This window comes from Vibrio rarus (genome assembly GCF_024347075.1).
GTDB classification, from domain to species: Bacteria; Pseudomonadota; Gammaproteobacteria; order Enterobacterales; family Vibrionaceae; genus Vibrio; species Vibrio rarus.
Genome location: NZ_AP024900.1, coordinates 650,131 through 666,774, shown reverse-complemented (window position 1 = coordinate 666,774; position 16,644 = coordinate 650,131). Strand labels below are relative to the sequence as shown.

17 protein-coding genes are annotated in these 16,644 nt (G+C 43.6%); 15 read left to right on the top strand and 2 right to left on the bottom strand.

Annotation, left to right across the window (positions count from 1 at the left end):
* The first annotated feature begins 26 nt into the window (after window positions 1-26).
* The 14 genes from leuS (at window position 27) to OCU56_RS03050 (ending at window position 13,768) form a co-directional block, all read left to right on the top strand.
* The gene (leuS, locus tag OCU56_RS03115) at window positions 27-2,603 is read left to right on the top strand and encodes a leucine--tRNA ligase (RefSeq protein ID WP_261874117.1); all 2,577 of its coding nucleotides are present in this window, start codon (window positions 27-29) and stop codon (window positions 2,601-2,603) included.
* A 115-nt stretch (window positions 2,604-2,718) separates the two neighbouring features.
* Window positions 2,719-3,447 (top strand): LPS-assembly lipoprotein LptE, encoded by a 729-nt coding sequence (locus OCU56_RS03110; protein WP_390904860.1) that lies wholly within the window; start codon window positions 2,719-2,721, stop codon window positions 3,445-3,447.
* 9 nt (window positions 3,448-3,456) lie between these two features.
* Window positions 3,457-4,467 carry a DNA polymerase III subunit delta gene (holA, locus tag OCU56_RS03105; protein ID WP_261874115.1) on the top strand — a complete coding sequence of 337 codons (1,011 nt, stop codon included), beginning with the start codon at window positions 3,457-3,459 and terminating at the stop codon, window positions 4,465-4,467.
* A gap of 54 nt (window positions 4,468-4,521) precedes the next feature.
* Complete coding sequence (gene rsfS / locus OCU56_RS03100) at window positions 4,522-4,839, top strand: ribosome silencing factor (RefSeq protein ID WP_261874114.1); 318 nt, start codon at window positions 4,522-4,524, stop codon at window positions 4,837-4,839.
* Window positions 4,840-4,842: 3 nt separating this feature from the next.
* Window positions 4,843-5,313 carry a 23S rRNA (pseudouridine(1915)-N(3))-methyltransferase RlmH gene (rlmH, locus tag OCU56_RS03095; protein WP_261874113.1) on the top strand — a complete coding sequence of 157 codons (471 nt, stop codon included), beginning with the start codon at window positions 4,843-4,845 and terminating at the stop codon, window positions 5,311-5,313.
* A gap of 6 nt (window positions 5,314-5,319) precedes the next feature.
* Entirely contained in the window at window positions 5,320-7,218 is a 1,899-nt protein-coding gene (gene mrdA / locus OCU56_RS03090; RefSeq protein ID WP_261874112.1) for a penicillin-binding protein 2, read from the top strand.
* Window positions 7,215-8,336: a rod shape-determining protein RodA gene (rodA, locus tag OCU56_RS03085; RefSeq protein WP_261874111.1), complete on the top strand. Its 1,122-nt coding sequence runs from the start codon at window positions 7,215-7,217 to the stop codon at window positions 8,334-8,336. Before mrdA ends, rodA begins: the two co-directional genes overlap by 4 nt.
* Complete coding sequence (locus OCU56_RS03080; protein ID WP_261874110.1) at window positions 8,336-9,118, top strand: septal ring lytic transglycosylase RlpA family protein; 783 nt, start codon at window positions 8,336-8,338, stop codon at window positions 9,116-9,118. The genes rodA and OCU56_RS03080 overlap by 1 nt, the downstream gene beginning before the upstream one ends.
* A gap of 133 nt (window positions 9,119-9,251) precedes the next feature.
* The gene (locus OCU56_RS03075) at window positions 9,252-10,433 is read left to right on the top strand and encodes a serine hydrolase (protein ID WP_261874109.1); all 1,182 of its coding nucleotides are present in this window, start codon (window positions 9,252-9,254) and stop codon (window positions 10,431-10,433) included.
* Window positions 10,434-10,603: 170 nt separating this feature from the next.
* Window positions 10,604-10,873: a DUF493 family protein YbeD gene (gene ybeD / locus OCU56_RS03070; RefSeq protein WP_261874108.1), complete on the top strand. Its 270-nt coding sequence runs from the start codon at window positions 10,604-10,606 to the stop codon at window positions 10,871-10,873.
* A 217-nt stretch (window positions 10,874-11,090) separates the two neighbouring features.
* Window positions 11,091-11,738: a lipoyl(octanoyl) transferase LipB gene (gene lipB, locus OCU56_RS03065; protein WP_261874762.1), complete on the top strand. Its 648-nt coding sequence runs from the start codon at window positions 11,091-11,093 to the stop codon at window positions 11,736-11,738.
* Entirely contained in the window at window positions 11,731-12,696 is a 966-nt protein-coding gene (lipA, locus tag OCU56_RS03060; RefSeq protein WP_261874107.1) for a lipoyl synthase, read from the top strand. The genes lipB and lipA overlap by 8 nt, the downstream gene beginning before the upstream one ends.
* Before the next feature lie 123 nt (window positions 12,697-12,819).
* Window positions 12,820-13,149 carry a hypothetical protein gene (locus OCU56_RS03055; RefSeq protein ID WP_261874106.1) on the top strand — a complete coding sequence of 110 codons (330 nt, stop codon included), beginning with the start codon at window positions 12,820-12,822 and terminating at the stop codon, window positions 13,147-13,149.
* Window positions 13,150-13,273: 124 nt separating this feature from the next.
* Window positions 13,274-13,768, top strand: coding sequence for a M48 metallopeptidase family protein (locus OCU56_RS03050; RefSeq protein ID WP_261874105.1), 495 nt, complete (start codon window positions 13,274-13,276; stop codon window positions 13,766-13,768).
* 59 nt (window positions 13,769-13,827) lie between these two features.
* Here OCU56_RS03050 and glyA read toward each other — a convergent pair whose 3' ends face one another.
* Window positions 13,828-15,078, bottom strand: coding sequence for a serine hydroxymethyltransferase (gene glyA / locus OCU56_RS03045; protein ID WP_261874104.1), 1,251 nt, complete (start codon window positions 15,076-15,078; stop codon window positions 13,828-13,830).
* Window positions 15,079-15,397: 319 nt separating this feature from the next.
* On the opposite strand from glyA, the gene OCU56_RS03040 reads away from it, so the two are divergent.
* Complete coding sequence (locus OCU56_RS03040) at window positions 15,398-15,997, top strand: YitT family protein (RefSeq protein ID WP_261874103.1); 600 nt, start codon at window positions 15,398-15,400, stop codon at window positions 15,995-15,997.
* Window positions 15,998-16,073: 76 nt separating this feature from the next.
* On the opposite strand, the gene gmhB is transcribed toward OCU56_RS03040, so the two are convergent.
* Entirely contained in the window at window positions 16,074-16,628 is a 555-nt protein-coding gene (gene gmhB / locus OCU56_RS03035; protein WP_261874102.1) for a D-glycero-beta-D-manno-heptose 1,7-bisphosphate 7-phosphatase, read from the bottom strand.
* Window positions 16,629-16,644: the final 16 nt, after the last annotated feature.

Genomic DNA, 16,644 nt, shown 5'->3' with positions numbered 1-16,644 from the left:
GGTTTCCTAGAAAACGGATAGCGTCGATGCAAGAACAATACAACCCGCAAGATATTGAACAGAAAGTTCAAAAGCACTGGGACAGCAATAAAACCTTTGTTGTAAGTGAAGATCCAAACAAAGAAAAATTCTACTGTCTTTCTATGTTCCCGTACCCAAGTGGTCGCTTACACATGGGACATGTGCGTAACTACACCATTGGTGATGTCGTGTCTCGTTTCCAACGCCTGCAAGGCAAAAACGTGATGCAACCAATTGGTTGGGATGCTTTTGGTCTGCCAGCAGAAAACGCCGCGGTTAAAAACAACACTGCGCCTGCACCATGGACTTATGAAAACATCGAGTACATGAAGAACCAACTTAAGCTATTAGGCTTTGGTTATGACTGGAATCGCGAATTTGCAACTTGTACTCCTGAATACTATCGCTGGGAACAAGAGTTCTTCACTAAACTTTACCAAAAAGGCTTAGTGTACAAGAAAACCTCTTCTGTTAACTGGTGTCCAAACGACCAAACTGTTCTGGCTAACGAACAAGTTGAAGACGGTTGCTGCTGGCGTTGTGATACACCTGTAGAACAGAAAAAAATCCCACAATGGTTCATTAAAATCACTGAGTACGCTCAAGAGCTACTGGATGATCTAGACAACCTTGAAGGTTGGCCTGATATGGTGAAAACCATGCAACGCAACTGGATTGGTCGCTCTGAAGGGGTTGAACTCTCTTTCGCGGTTAACGGTGAAGAAGCGCCTTTAGAAGTTTATACCACTCGTCCAGATACACTAATGGGTGTTTCTTACGTTGGTATCGCTGCAGGTCACCCTCTTGCTGAAAAAGCCTCGAAGAGTAACCCTGACCTTGCCGCTTTTGTCGACGAATGTCGTAACACTAAAGTAGCTGAAGCTGAACTTGCTACCATGGAAAAGAAAGGTATGGATACGGGCCTAACGGCTATCCACCCTCTCAATGGCCGTGTGGTTCCTGTTTTCGTTGCCAACTTTGTATTAATGGATTACGGCACGGGTGCGGTAATGGCGGTTCCTGCTCACGATCAGCGTGACTACGAGTTTGCCACTAAATACGGCATCGACATCATCCCTGTTATCAAACCGGCAGATGGCTCTGAGCTTGACGTATCTGAAGCCGCTTACACAGAAAAAGGCGTGCTTTTTGATTCCGGTGAGTTTGATGGTCTTGCGTTCCAAGAGGCATTTGATGCCATTGCTGCAAAACTAGAATCTGAAGGCAAAGGTAAGAAGACGGTTAACTTCCGCTTACGTGACTGGGGCGTCTCTCGTCAACGTTACTGGGGCGCACCTATCCCAATGGTGACCACAGAAGACGGTGAAGTTCATCCTGTGCCTGCTGACCAACTACCGGTTATTCTTCCAGAAGATGTGGTAATGGATGGCGTGACTAGCCCTATCAAAGCCGATAAAGAGTGGGCAAAAACCACCTTTAACGGAGAACCAGCACTGCGCGAAACAGATACCTTTGATACCTTCATGGAATCATCTTGGTACTACGCACGTTACTGTTCACCACAAGCAGACGACATCCTTGATCCTGAAAAAGCCAACTACTGGTTACCAGTGGATCAATACGTAGGGGGTATCGAGCATGCTTGTATGCACCTATTGTACTCTCGCTTCTTCCACAAATTATTGCGTGATGCCGGTTACGTCACCTCTGATGAACCGTTTAAACAACTACTTTGTCAAGGTATGGTATTGGCTGATGCCTTCTATCACACGAACGATAAAGGCACAAAAGAGTGGATTGCACCTACAGACGTTACTGTAGAGCGTGATGGCAAAGGCCGCATTGAAAAAGCGGTAGATACCCAAGGCCGTAACGTTGAACACTCAGGCATGATCAAAATGTCTAAGTCTAAGAACAACGGTATTGACCCACAAGAAATGGTTAATAAGTACGGCGCTGACACTGTTCGCCTATTTATGATGTTTGCCTCCCCTGCCGATATGACCTTGGAATGGCAAGAGTCTGGCGTTGAAGGGGCTAACCGCTTCCTAAAACGTGTTTGGAAACTGGTTCATACTCACTCATCACAAGGTGCTGCAGAGACTGTTGATACTGCGGCTTTATCTGGCAACCAAAAAGCACTTCGCCGTGATGTTCACAAGACTATCGCCAAAGTTACCGATGATATTGGCCGTCGCCAAACCTTCAACACCGCCATCGCGGCTATCATGGAGTTAATGAACAAACTGGCTAAAGCCTCTCAAGAGTCAGCGCAAGATCGCGCTATCCTTGATGAAGCACTAAAAGCGGTTGTTCGTATGCTTTACCCTATGACGCCACATATCTCTCACGAAATGTGGGTAGCATTAGGTGAATCAAACATTGATTTTGCAACATGGCCAACGTTTGATGAAAAAGCACTAGTTGAAGACGAAAAAACAATCGTTGTACAAGTGAACGGTAAACTTCGTGCCAAACTCACCGTAGCGGCCGACGCTTCTAAAGAGCAAGTTGAAGAACTGGGTCTAAACGATGAGAACGTTGTTAAGTTCATCGAAGATAAAACTGTGCGTAAAGTGATCTACGTACCTGGTAAGCTACTGAATATTGTAGCAAACTAATCTACGCTTAATATTGAGGGCTAGTGACTAGCCCTCTCTTTTCGTTTTTTATCCTGCTCTTCTATACTAGAGAAGCACGATAAAAGCCGAACTTCCTTAAGAGAGTATTCTGTTGATTCAAATTGCACGCCTTCCCCATTTACGTCTAGCTTTTGCTCTACTTATCGCGTCATTGTTAAGTGGCTGTGGTTTTCACTTACGGGGCAGTTACCTCGTCCCTGAAGAAGTGGATGCTATGTCACTGTCCAGTTACGATGATTACTCACAACTCACTCGAGATGTGAAAACTGAGCTAAGAAATAACGGTATTAATATCGTGACGCCGGCGGCTAATATCACCAACATTCATTTAATTTCTGAAACGCTCAGCGACCGTACCTTATCGCTTTATCAAAACAGTCGCGCGGCAGAAAAAGAGATTAAGTTGGTGGTGAAATACCGTGTGGTAGTACCGAACATAGGCACCAATACTTTTACCACCCAAGTGAGTCGTAGCTATCTTGATAACCCATTGACCGCGTTAGCGAAATCCGTTGAGCAAGACATGCTAGAAAACGAAATGCGCAAGCAAGCCTCTCGCCAACTCATTCGACAACTGGCGCGCCTACGCAATAACATTGACAATCATGAGGTAGGCTCTATCCCGGGATTAGACGTTGATGATAATGGCATGATGATCGCGCCCATTCAGCCTAAGGCGGACACTATCACCATTGATATGCAATCAGAAGACTCCACAGCAATTGACGCAGAGACAAGTACAACCGATTCGTCACCCAGCACCACTGAAAGCAACAGTGATGAGGCCAACTCACCCCAAGCAACAAAGACCACCGCCGAGTAGAGAGTCATCATGCGTACCTTTGCCGATAAGTTGGTTAACATATTACAGCGTCAGTTACACCCTGTGTACCTGCTGTTTGGTGGTGAACCGCTCTTAATTCAAGAGTCACGAACGCACATAGAGCAACGCGCTAAAGCGGATGGCTTTAGTGAAGTGTTTCGCTTTGCCATCACAACTCAAACCGATTGGAACGAAATTTTTGATGCCTGCAACGCCATGAGCTTGTTCGCAGAGAAAAAAATTATAGAGCTCGAACTCCCTGAGTCGGGGGTCAACCAAGCCATTAGTAAACAGTTACTCAGCGTACAGCAAATGCTGAACCCAGATGTTATTTTACTTGTGCAAGGCAGTAAACTCACCAAATCTCAAGAAAATGCCAAATGGTTCAAAGCGTTAGAGAGTCATGGGCTCTGGGTAAGCTGCCTCACACCAGATGCGCAGCGTCTACCTCAGTTTGTGATGCAACGTTGTAATCAAATGGGCCTTAAGCCTGACTCTGAAGCCGTACAAATGTTAGCCCAGTGGCATGAAGGCAACCTTCTGGCTTTAACGCAAAGCCTAGAAAAACTTTGTTTACTCTATCCTGACGGAGTTCTTACCCTAGTTCGTATAGAATCAGCACTCAGCAGGCATAACCACTTTACGGCATTTAACTGGATTGATGCCATGCTGGCAGGCAAAGCTAAGCGTAGCCAACGTATTTTACGCGAGTTGCATAACGAAGGCATTGAAGCGGTTATCTTGCTTCGCACCTTGCAAAAAGAGCTCAATACTTTAATGAGCTATAAACAGGCATTACATCAGCAAAGCCTGCAGCAAATTTTTGACCAATATAGGGTATGGAACAATAAACGTCCCCTATATACAGCCGCACTCAATCGTCATACACCCCAAGCCTTGTATGCAATGGTGTGTACTTTAGCCAATGCAGAACATACGGCTAAAACAGATTATGACAACAGTGTCTGGCCCATACTGACTCAACTCACGTTAGATATGAGCATACAAAAACACCCATAAATGGTGTGACACTTATATACTTTTCATACATTCAACATTAATAAGGAGCCGCCATTGCAAGGCGAGGCATTGAAAAACTTTTTAGCCGATAAGGCAGACGATCTTAAAGCACTAGAAATAGTCACTATAGATGTGCAAGGCAAATCTAGCGTAACTGACTATATGCTAGTGTGCACAGGTACCTCTAAACGTCATGTTTCATCCATTGCACAACATATTGCAATTGAAGCAAAAAAAGTGGGCGTCGAACCGCTAGGTATGGATGGTGAACTTGAAGGGGAATGGGTTGTCGTAGATATGGGGTCCACTATGGTTCATATCATGCAAGAACAACAGCGTGAGCTTTATCAACTTGAAAAACTCTGGGGTTAATCTGTGAAAATCCAACTCGTTGCCGTTGGCACTAAAATGCCAAAATGGGTAGAAGAAGGTTTTAATGAGTACAAGCGTCGCTTTCCAAACGATATGCCGCTGGAACTTATAGAGATAACCGCAGGTAAACGAGGTAAAAATGCCGACATTGCGCGCATCTTACAAAAAGAAGGCGAAGCGATGCTTGCAGCCATACCGAAAGGAAACCGCATTGTCACTTTAGATATTCCGGGCAAGCCTTGGGATACGCCGCAATTGGCAAAACAGATGGAACGATGGAAGCTCGATGCACGGGATGTGTCTATTCTTATCGGAGGCCCTGAAGGGTTAGCCCCTGCATGTAAAGCGGCAGCGGAACAAAGCTGGTCTCTCTCCCCTCTTACTCTCCCTCACCCATTAGTGCGGGTAGTAATGGCAGAAAGCCTGTATCGCGCCTGGAGCGTAAACGCTAACCATCCCTACCATCGTGAGTAATCAAGCATGATGCGTAAGCGCTCTCACTTTAGAGACCATAAATTTGAAGCTCGACTTTTTGGAAGTCGGGCTTTAGTTGCTTTCATCGGTATCCTAATACTGATGGCGGTTCTCATTAGTAACCTTTACCATATTCAGGTCAATCAGTTTAAAGACTATCAAACTCGCTCCAACGACAACCGAATTAAAGTGGTTCCCATCGCGCCCAACCGTGGTCTGATCTACGATAGACACGGGGTGGTGTTAGCGGAAAACAGACCTGTATTTTCTCTGGAAATCACCCCTGAAAGAGTGGGGAATCTCGATGAAACTATCACTCGATTAAAAGCGCTATTCCCCATCTCTGATGATGCGTATGCACGCTTTAAACGAGACCGAAAACATACCCGACGCTTCAAGTCTGTTCCTCTGCTTAATCAACTTTCCGAGCAGCAAGTGGCCATATTCTCTGTTCATCAGCATGAATTTCCTGGGGTAGAAGTCAAAGCCACACTCAAACGTTATTACCCTTATGGGGAAATTCTCACCCATGTACTAGGCTATGTCTCTCGCATCAATGATCGCGACTTACGACGTTTGGCTCGCGAAGAGAAAATTAAAGATTATCAAGCAACCCACGATATCGGTAAGCTTGGTATTGAACGCTATTATGAAGATGTTTTACATGGCAAACCAGGCTATCAAGAAGTTGAAGTTAACAGCCGTGGGCGCATTATTCGTACCCTAAAATATCAACCGCCCATCCCGGGACAAGATATTGTGCTCAATATTGATATCAATCTGCAGAGCTATCTATTTAAACTCCTCGATAAACGTCGTGGCAGTGCCGTCATTTTAGAGCCTCATACCGATGCTGTACTGGCTATGGTATCGAGCCCTAGTTACGACCCAAACTCATTTGTCCATGGGATTTCCAGCAAGGATTACCGAGCGCTTCTCAACGACATTAATCGCCCACTGGTAAATCGTGCCACACTCGGTATTTACCCACCCGCCTCTACGGTAAAACCGTTTATGGCAGTAGCGGCATTACAAGAAAAAGTCATTACGCCAACAACGACCCGTAATGACCCCGGTTATTGGCGTATTCCTAACTCCAAAACCCGTCCATTTAGAGACTGGTTACGTTGGGGACATGGCAAGGTTAATATCAATAAAGCCATCGAAGAATCTGTTGATACCTTCTTTTATCAAGTGGCCTTTGACTTAGGCATAGATCGCATCTCTAAATGGATGGAAGAATTTGGTTTTGGCGACTATACCGGTATTGATATCTATGAAGAAAGTAAAGCGAACATGCCCACTCGCGAATGGAAAAGAGCCAGACATAAAACGCCTTGGTATCAAGGGGATACTATTCCTGTAGGTATAGGTCAAGGTTATTGGACTGCCACACCAATGCAAATCGCTAAAGCCACCTCTGTACTGGTCAATAACGGTAAGGTGATGGCTCCGCAAATTTTGCATTCAACCATCAAAACCCTTGACGATAAACGCACTGTAGAAGAGTTAAAGCAACCGGAGCTTTACCCTCCGATTACCGGTGTCAAAAAAGAGTTTTGGACCATTGCAAAACACGGTATGTATCTGGTTAACCATGGTAAACGAGGCACAGCACGCCATGCTTTTGCTGGGTTAAAATACAAAAGTGCCGGTAAATCAGGTACAGCACAAGTATTTGGCCTTGCTGAAGACCAAAAATACAATGCTGATGAAATTGCCGAGCACCTTCGCGATCACGCTCTATTTACAGGGTTCGCACCTTATGACGATCCAAGAGTGATCGTCACCATAGTACTGGAAAATGCAGGGGGCGGCTCAAGCCATGGGGCACCGGTGGTCAGACAGATCTTTGACCATATTTTATTAGATAAAAACTATGACTATATTGAGCCTGAAAAATGAAACTAGATCCTGAAACAGGCAAGAACCGCTCGCTGTTCGAGCGGATGCACCTCGACCTTCCCTTAATTTTAGGGCTTCTCATCCTTATGGGGTGCGCATTAGTGATCATGTACAGTGCTAGCGGACAAAACCTAGCGATGATGGAACGTCAAATGATGCGTATGGTGTTAGCGCTGACGATTATGGTGCTCATGGCGCAAATCACTCCTAGAACTTATGAGTCTCTTGCCCCGCTCTTATTTACCACAGGTCTTGTGCTATTACTGGGAGTGTTGTTTTTTGGTGAAGCATCAAAAGGGGCGCAACGTTGGCTAAACTTAGGTATTGTGCGCTTTCAACCCTCGGAATTAATGAAGCTCGCTGTGCCATTAATGGTGGCACGCTATATTGGTAATCGCCCGTTGCCTCCCAGCTTTCGAGTATTAGTAACCTCATTGCTACTGGTAATGTTACCCACTATTTTAATTGCCAAACAACCGGATCTCGGAACTTCTATCTTAATTGCAGCTTCTGGCATTTTTGTGATTTTCTTAGCCGGTATCAGCTGGAAAATCATTTTCTCCGCGGCGATAGCCGTTGGGGCGTTTGTCCCTATTTTATGGTTCTTCTTAATGCGTGAGTATCAAAAAGTGCGCGTAAGAACCTTATTTAATCCAGAGTCCGATCCATTGGGCGCAGGCTACCATATTATCCAAAGTAAAATCGCCATAGGTTCAGGTGGCTTAATGGGTAAAGGTTGGCTCCATGGGACTCAATCGCAACTGGAGTTTGTTCCCGAGCGTCATACGGATTTCATTTTTGCAGTTATTGCTGAAGAATGGGGGTTAATTGGCGTCTGTTTACTGCTATCTGTTTATTTATTTATTATTGGTCGAGGGTTGTACCTTGCCAGTCAAGCCCAAAGCGCATTTGGTCGCATGATGGCAGGCAGTATTGTCCTTAGCTTCTTTGTTTATATTTTTGTTAACATCGGCATGGTAAGTGGCATTTTACCCGTAGTGGGGGTTCCCCTACCACTGATCAGCTATGGCGGTACCTCCATGGTTACCCTAATGGCGGGATTCGGTATATTAATGTCCATACAAACTCATAGAAAAATGCTCTCAAAGGCGAACTAATGCACAAACTTAAAATACTTATTTTAGGCATTAGCCTAACCCTACTTTTTGGTTGTTCAGGTAAGGATCGCTACGCCCTATCACAAGACGTTCCCCCTGATTCGCCTATATCTTTGCAGCATATAGAGGACGCTACACCTCGCTATGAACCCTATAGCTTAGGTGGAAACAAAGATTACACCGTACGTGGCAAATCCTATTCTGTGATACATAGTCCTGACGGTTTTAAAGAGAGAGGCAAAGCCTCGTGGTATGGCAAGAAATTCCATGGCCATTTAACCTCAAATGGCGAAACCTATGACATGTACTCAATGAGTGCAGCACATAAAAATTTGCCTATACCCAGTTACGTTAAAGTCACCAATTTAGATAACGGTAAAACTGCAATTGTTCGAGTCAATGATCGAGGACCTTTTCATGATGGCCGAATTATTGATCTTAGTTATGCAGCAGCGACTAAACTTGGAGTAATTAAGAGTGGTGTCGCGAATGTGGAAATTGCGTTTATTTCTACTCAGCCTAAAGGTAATAAGGCAAAACAGGGCGCTCACCCTAGCTATACCATACAAGTTGCCAGTCTAGGGAGCGCTAGCAACTCGCAAAAGCTGTCAAAGCAATTAAGTAGTGAGTACCAGCAACCAAGCTATGTAGAACAAAAAAACAGTATCAATAGAGTCTTTATTGGTCCCATCGCTAATATTGTAGAGGCGAATAAGACTCTAAAAAAATTACAACAAAACGGACATCCGAGCGCATTTATTAAAAAGCATCAACCGAAATAAATGTGACTGGAATTAACATACATTTTGGCAAGCTTAGTGGCGGCCTCTCTAGTTTAGGCTTTTGATTCTGCTACTATACACTCAGTTTTTATACGCTCAGTATTGCCTTCACTTTGGACATGACACGAACAAGATGAAAAAAATAACCCAATCACTTAAGTCTTTAGCCGTCACTGGTGCCCTTGCATCCGTTGCGTTCTCTGCTGCCTCACAGGCCGCACCAAATGTACTTCCTGATGCGCCACAAATCGCAGCAAAAGGTTATGTACTAATGGATTTCAACTCTGGCAAAGTCCTTGCTCAGAAAGAAATGAACACTAAACTTCACCCTGCAAGCTTAACTAAAATGATGACCAGTTACGTCATCGGTCAAGAGCTAAAACGTGGCAACATTTCGAAAGATGATGAAGTTGTAGTCAGCAAAAACGCTTGGGCGAAAAACTTCCCTGACTCTTCTAAAATGTTCATTGAAGTGGGTACCACGGTTACTGTTGATAAGCTAAACCACGGTATTATTATCCAATCAGGTAACGATGCTTGTGTGGCAATGGCAGAACATGTTGCAGGTTCAGAAGATGCCTTCGTTGATCTTATGAACGCTTGGGCTAAGTCTCTTAAGATGACTAACTCACACTTTGCTAACGTGCATGGCCTTGATAACGACGGCTTATATTCAACACCATACGACATGGCTCTATTAGGCCAAGCGCTTATTCGTGATGTTCCTGACGAATACGCTCTCTATGCTCAAAAACAATTCACTTACAACGGCATCACTCAATACAACCGTAACGGCTTGCTTTGGGATAAAAGCATGAACGTTGATGGCATTAAAACAGGCCACACAAGTACAGCAGGATACAACTTAGTTGCATCTGGTACTGAAGGTCAAATGCGTCTTGTCGCGGTTGTTATGGGCACCAAGAGCTCAAACGCTCGTAAAGCTGAAAGTAAGAAACTTCTAAACTACGGTTTCCGTTTCTTTGAAACAGTAGCACCACACAAAAAAGGTGAAGTGTTTGCTGAAGAGAAAATTTGGATGGGTAGCCAAGATACAGTTAAGCTGGGTCTTGCTGAAGATACTTATGTGACGCTTCCTCGTGGCGTTGCTAAAAACCTAAAAGCAAGCTTTGTGCTAGATAAAGAACTGAAAGCGCCAATCAAACAAGGTGATGTTGTTGGCCGTGTCTTCTATCAAGTCGATGGCAAAGACATTGCTCAATACCCATTACTTTCTTTAGAGAATGTGGATGAAGGTGGCCTATTTAGCCGACTTATCGACTACATTGTATTGCTCTTTAATAGCTGGTTTTAACTAAACCGCTTTACCCAATACTAAAAAGAAGCGGCTTTAGAGTCGCTTCTTTTTTATTGCCCGCTTGAAATTCCATCCTAGCAACCTCATATTGAGTTTTTGCATCATTCAAAGTAATATGCGCGCCTTAACTGGCCCTTTTTTCATCATTTCCACTTGGAGTCGCCACCATGCAAGAGCAGGCAAAGCTAAAAGACTTGTTAGAGTTTCCGTGTCAATTCACTTACAAAGTAATGGGATACGCAAAACCTGAGCTACCAGATCTTATACTGGAAGTTATCCAACGTCATGCTCCTGGCAATTACAGCCCATCCATCAAGCCAAGTGGCAAAGGCACCTACAATGCCGTTTCTGTCACTATTACTGCAACCTCTATAGAGCAAGTCGAAACGCTGTATAAAGAGCTTTCCGATATTGAAATCGTGCGAGTTGTGCTATAACCCTTTATAAAACAAGGGCTAACATCTAAGCCATTGATCTTAAAGTAATGCTTGATGTTAGCGCTGTCTTTTATAATACAAATATACTAAGTTCGCCCTTTTCTAGTAGAAATAACATTCACTTACTAGTAATGTGCGTACATCGATATCGTTGATTCATGGAAGTGACGAATTGCCCAGCGACCTAAATAAACAAGCCGATACATCGCTATCATCCTTGGTTAATAAACTAGAAATTCATCATCTTGGCCGTCAAGACTACGAGCCAATATGGCAAAGAATGCACAAGTTTACCGATGAGCGAGATGAACATACCGCAGATCAAGTGTGGATTGTTGAACACAACCCAGTATTTACTCAAGGTCAAGCAGGTAAAGAAGAACACCTGCTCAATACCGGTGATATTCCCGTGGTGAAAAGTGATCGTGGTGGTCAAGTGACTTACCATGGGCCTGGGCAAATGGTGGTGTATTTCCTATTAAATTTACGTCGCCGTCATTTAGGCGTGCGTGAGCTTGTCACCGACATCGAAAATATTGTGATTCAGACCCTAAGCAAACTGAATATCAACTCAGCAGCACGCTCCGACGCCCCTGGGGTTTATGTTGGCGATAAAAAGATTTGCTCACTCGGACTGAGAATCCGCAAAGGCTGCTCTTTTCACGGACTGGCTCTTAATATCGATATGGATCTCACCCCTTTCCTACGCATTAACCCGTGCGGTTATGCTGGCATGGAAATGGCTCAAGTTGCTGACTTCACAAGCAAAGAACAACGTACAGACATTCAAAGTATTCTGGTAAAAGAGTTAACGAATTTACTTGATTACACCGACGTAATAGAAATGGCAGAAAGCGATGAGTAAACCAATTCAAATGGAAAAAGGCGTCAAATATCGTGACGCTGATAAGATGGCACTGATCCCGACAAAATCCGTTCCCGTTGAACGCAGTGAAGTACTTCGTAAACCTGAATGGATGAAGATTAAGCTTCCGGCCAGCAGTCAACGCATTCAAGACATCAAATCCGCAATGCGTAAAAACAATCTCAATTCTGTGTGTGAAGAAGCATCATGCCCAAACCTTGCTGAGTGTTTTAACCATGGCACTGCTACCTTTATGATTTTAGGGGCTATTTGTACTCGTCGTTGCCCTTTCTGTGATGTTGCTCATGGTCGTCCTGTGACCCCAGAAGCCAATGAACCACAAAAGCTCGCGCAAACGATCAAAGATATGAAGCTAAAATATGTGGTGATCACCTCTGTTGACCGTGACGATCTGCGTGATGGTGGCGCTAAACACTTTGCTGATTGCAATGAAGAAATCCGCAAACTAAACCCAACTATTCGTATTGAGACTCTTGTACCTGACTTCCGTGGTCGCATGGACAAAGCTCTTGAAGAGTTAAAGCTTAATCCACCCGATGTTTTCAACCACAACTTAGAAACGGCACCACGCCTATATCGTCGTGTGCGCCCTGGTGCAAACTACAAGTGGTCATTACAGTTACTGCAAAAATTCAAACAGCAACATCCCGACGTTCCGACTAAATCAGGACTGATGATGGGCTTAGGTGAAACAAAAGAAGAAATTGTTGAAGTACTGAAAGACTTAAGAGCCCATGGTGTCACTATGTTGACTTTAGGCCAGTACCTTGCACCAAGTCGTCACCATTTGCCTGTTGAACGTTATGTGCCACCCGCTGAGTTTGATGAACTCAAAGAGATTGCTCTTGAGCTAGGCTTTACACATGCCGCTTGTGGCCCATTTGTCCGCTCTTCATACCATGCGGATCTACAAGCTAAAGGGGAAGAAGTGAAGTAACTTCTCACTCATATTGGCTTAGCAATTTTATTATAAAGCACTCATTTTGAGTGCTTTTTTGCTTTCTCGGTAATCCCAATTATGCTTATAGGATATAGGTTATTTACCAAGGAGAGCATTTAAATGCAACGGCTATTATGTACCCTATCAGTGTTATTCCTTTTGGGCTGCGCTGATAAAAACACGCAAGAAGACAATTACTTAGATGCATCATTTGAACTGTGTAACACCGAGGTCTCTCTCTACTCTGTAAGCGATGATGGTAAGGTACGAATTATTTGTGCTGATGATTCAAAATTTGCTTTAAGTAGCGAAGAAACATTAGAAATAATGCGGGATATCAATGTGGATTACTGCTCTGGTGAGGGGTTATCTAAGTTCAATGAAAGCCGTCGCTACTACACCTTCCGCTGTAAATCAGGGACGCAATTAAGCATCAATAAAAACCCATAATCGGCGAGTGGTATGAAAGATTAGACCTTGCTATCTATCTTATATTTAAAAAAACAGATGTTATGTTTTTTAAATGAATAATTAGGTAAAATCATGCGCTTCTAATCTTTCTACTGGCCTCTATATGCATCCTTCTCTTCGATATATTCAAGGCTACCCAGAGCACATCACCACACCGGTAGGGCAACTGGTTGAGTCAGGCCGTTTTACCGCTTGGTTCAAACAACGTTATCCAGACAATCACACCATCAAAAGTGAAAAAGCCCTGTTTGATTACACTATGGCCATTAAACAGCGCTTCTTAAAAAAGTCGCCACCATTGAGCAAGGTTATCTATGACAGCAAAATTCACCTGATTAATCATGCCCTTGGCCTGCACTCATATGTAAATAGAGTTCAGGGTAATAAAGTGAAGTCTAAAAATGAAATCCGCATTGCCAGTGTCTTTAAAAATGCCCCTGAGCCTCTACTGCGCATGCTGATCGTACATGAACTGGCACACTTAAAAGAAAAGGAACACAACAAAGCCTTTTACTCACTCTGTTGCCATATGGAGCCGAGTTATCATCAGTTAGAGTTAGATGCACGTCTGTTTATGATGTCTCTAGAACAATCCTAACATGTATAAAAAAAGCGAACCTTTCGGTTCGCTTCTGTATTTATCGGTATTAAAAACGCTTACGCGTAAACAGGTTTACGGTTACAAATTTCTAGTACTTTCGCTTTGGTTGCTTCAATCACAGACTCATCACCCATGTTGTCTAAGATGTCACACATCCAGCCAGCAAGGTTTTTCGCATCGTCTTCAGTGAAACCGCGACGAGTGATTGATGGTGAACCAACACGAATACCTGAAGTCACAAATGGGCTACGTGGATCGTTTGGTACTGAGTTTTTATTAACCGTGATGTTAGCAGAACCTAAAGCAGCATCCGCTTCTTTACCTGTAATGTTTTTGTCGATTAGGTCAACAAGGAACAAATGGTTCTCAGTTGAGCCTGAAACAATGTTGTAGCCACGAGACAAGAATTCGGCAACCATTGCTTTAGCATTGGCAACAACGCGAGTTTGATATTCTTTAAACTCTGGCTCTAGTGCTTCTTTAAAGGCTACCGCTTTACCTGCGATAACATGCATTAAAGGACCACCTTGGCCACCAGGGAAGACCGCTGAGTTCAGTTTCTTGTAAAGATCTTCACCTTCGTTAGAAAGAATTAGACCGCCACGAGGGCCAGCAAGAGTTTTGTGAGTTGTTGTAGTTACAACGTGCGCATGAGGAACAGGGGTTGGGTACACACCTGCGGCAATAAGACCGGCAACGTGCGCCATGTCTACAAAGAAGTACGCGCCAACTTTATCTGCGATTTCACGCATACGAGCCCAATCACACACTTGTGAGTACGCTGAGAATCCACCAATAATCATTTTTGGTTTATGTTCTACAGCCAATGCTTCCATTTCTTCGTAGTCAATTTGACCTGTTTCATCGATACCGTAAGGGATGATGTTATACAGTTTACCTGAGAAGTTAACTGGAGAGCCGTGAGTTAAGTGACCACCATGAGCAAGGCTCATGCCTAGCACTGTATCGCCCGCATTAAGCAATGCCATGTAAACAGCGTTGTTAGCTTGAGAGCCTGAATGAGGCTGAACGTTCGCGTATTCTGCACCAAACAATTTACAAGCACGTTCGATAGCCAGTGTTTCCACTTTATCAACGAACTCACAACCGCCATAGTAACGCTTGCCAGGGTAACCCTCTGCATACTTATTCGTTAACTGAGAACCCTGAGCTTCCATTACACGTGGGCTAGTGTAGTTTTCTGAAGCAATAAGCTCAATGTGCTCTTCCTGGCGCACTGTTTCTTCTTGAATAGCGGTAAATAGATCCGCATCATAATCAGCGATGTTCATGTCACGCTTTAGCATCTGTATCTCCTGACTCAGATTAAACTGTAAATAGCAAAAAACCACACAATGACCAAAAGCAAACGTTTTCGTCACGATGATAGCAGCATTTTACCGAATTAAACTTGTATAACAAATTTTTTATCCCTGTTTTCTATAGATATATTCGCTTAAATCGACTACAGAAGAAAGAGCTATCTGCCATTCTCTTAACCAAATTGCTTAAATTTACAGCGTGTAAATGAAAAATTACACGGCATTCACGAGAATATTATGCAAAGAGTTCGGTAACGGGCCCTTTTCTTATACTATTTGCCGCTGTTTTCACAAGGTTAATACAATGAACAAACACAGTTTTCTTGAAGATTGCGCAGCTATCTTTACCGGCACGCTATTAGTTGCCATTGGTCTCTATTTTTTAAAATCATCATCAATGATTGTGGGAGGCACGGCAGGGTTAGGCTTACTGTTTACTCAGTTTATCCCGTTAAGCTTCGGTACTATGTATTTTTTGGTGAATATCCCTTTTTATTTTTTGGCATGGTCTCGACTAGGTAAACGCTTTACGATCAATAGCATTATATGTGTCTCTTTGGTCTCTTTAATGGCCGACAACCTACATTATGTGTTGCAATTTGAACTTCTTAACCCCATTTTCTCGGCGATATCTGGAGGCACATTTATTGGTTTAGGGCTGCTTGTGCTATTTCGACATCGAGCCAGTTTAGGGGGGTCTAATGTATTATGTTTGGTGATTCAAGATAAGTTGGGAATTTCGGTAGGCAAGACGCAATTGCTGTTTGATACCACTATTTTGCTGTGTTCGCTGTATTTTATCTCTTTGTCTCTTATTGCTTGGTCTATCTTAGGGGCGGTCTTTATTAACCTAATATTATGGATGAACCATAAACCGACACGCTATACCGTTCACTACAAATAATCCGCTTATCAGTGCCACAACATGGAAGGCTACTGCCTCCATATTGTGGCAATAGCCGTTGTTGAAACTATTGAGACTAATTCGCCTCAAGATAAGACGGTACTTCAGCAATACTATCTAGCACAACGGTAGCCAAGTCTTCGCCTTTGTCTGTAACCGGCTTGCCAGTGCGCACTAATATTTTAGTCCCCACTCCAGCCGCTTCTGCTGCCATCAGATCTTCTGCTTTATCACCCACCATAACGGAGTTTTTCATATCTATTTTCAGAAAATCTCGAGCAGATATAAACATACCGGGTTTCGGCTTACGACAATCACACTCTTGCTTATATTCTCCAATACCGTGCTCTGGGTGGTGAGGACAATAATAAATTCCGTCAAGCTCAACGCCATGATCAGAGAAATTCCAGTCCATCCATTGGGTTAGAGACTCAAATCGTTCTTCACTAAACTTACCTCGAGCAATACCTGACTGATTGGTGACTAACACCAACATGTAGCCCATGTGTTGTAGCTTTTTGCTAGCTTCAAACACTCCTGGTATGTACTCAAAATCATGCTCGTCATGCACATAGCCATGATCCACATTAATGACACCATCACGATCCAAAAAAACAGCGGGTTTAGACACGGTAAATTACTCTGTT

Coding starts and splice junctions, on each gene's coding strand:
- leuS (WP_261874117.1), top strand. CDS start 27: ATGCAAGAACAATACAACCCGCAAGATATTGAACAGAAAGTTCAAAAG.
- holA (WP_261874115.1), top strand. CDS start 3,457: ATGCGTACCTTTGCCGATAAGTTGGTTAACATATTACAGCGTCAGTTA.
- mrdA (WP_261874112.1), top strand. CDS start 5,320: ATGATGCGTAAGCGCTCTCACTTTAGAGACCATAAATTTGAAGCTCGA.
- rodA (WP_261874111.1), top strand. CDS start 7,215: ATGAAACTAGATCCTGAAACAGGCAAGAACCGCTCGCTGTTCGAGCGG.
- OCU56_RS03080 (WP_261874110.1), top strand. CDS start 8,336: ATGCACAAACTTAAAATACTTATTTTAGGCATTAGCCTAACCCTACTT.
- OCU56_RS03075 (WP_261874109.1), top strand. CDS start 9,252: ATGAAAAAAATAACCCAATCACTTAAGTCTTTAGCCGTCACTGGTGCC.
- ybeD (WP_261874108.1), top strand. CDS start 10,604: ATGCAAGAGCAGGCAAAGCTAAAAGACTTGTTAGAGTTTCCGTGTCAA.
- lipA (WP_261874107.1), top strand. CDS start 11,731: ATGAGTAAACCAATTCAAATGGAAAAAGGCGTCAAATATCGTGACGCT.
- OCU56_RS03055 (WP_261874106.1), top strand. CDS start 12,820: ATGCAACGGCTATTATGTACCCTATCAGTGTTATTCCTTTTGGGCTGC.
- OCU56_RS03050 (WP_261874105.1), top strand. CDS start 13,274: ATGCATCCTTCTCTTCGATATATTCAAGGCTACCCAGAGCACATCACC.
- glyA (WP_261874104.1), bottom strand. CDS start 15,078: ATGCTAAAGCGTGACATGAACATCGCTGATTATGATGCGGATCTATTT.
- OCU56_RS03040 (WP_261874103.1), top strand. CDS start 15,398: ATGAACAAACACAGTTTTCTTGAAGATTGCGCAGCTATCTTTACCGGC.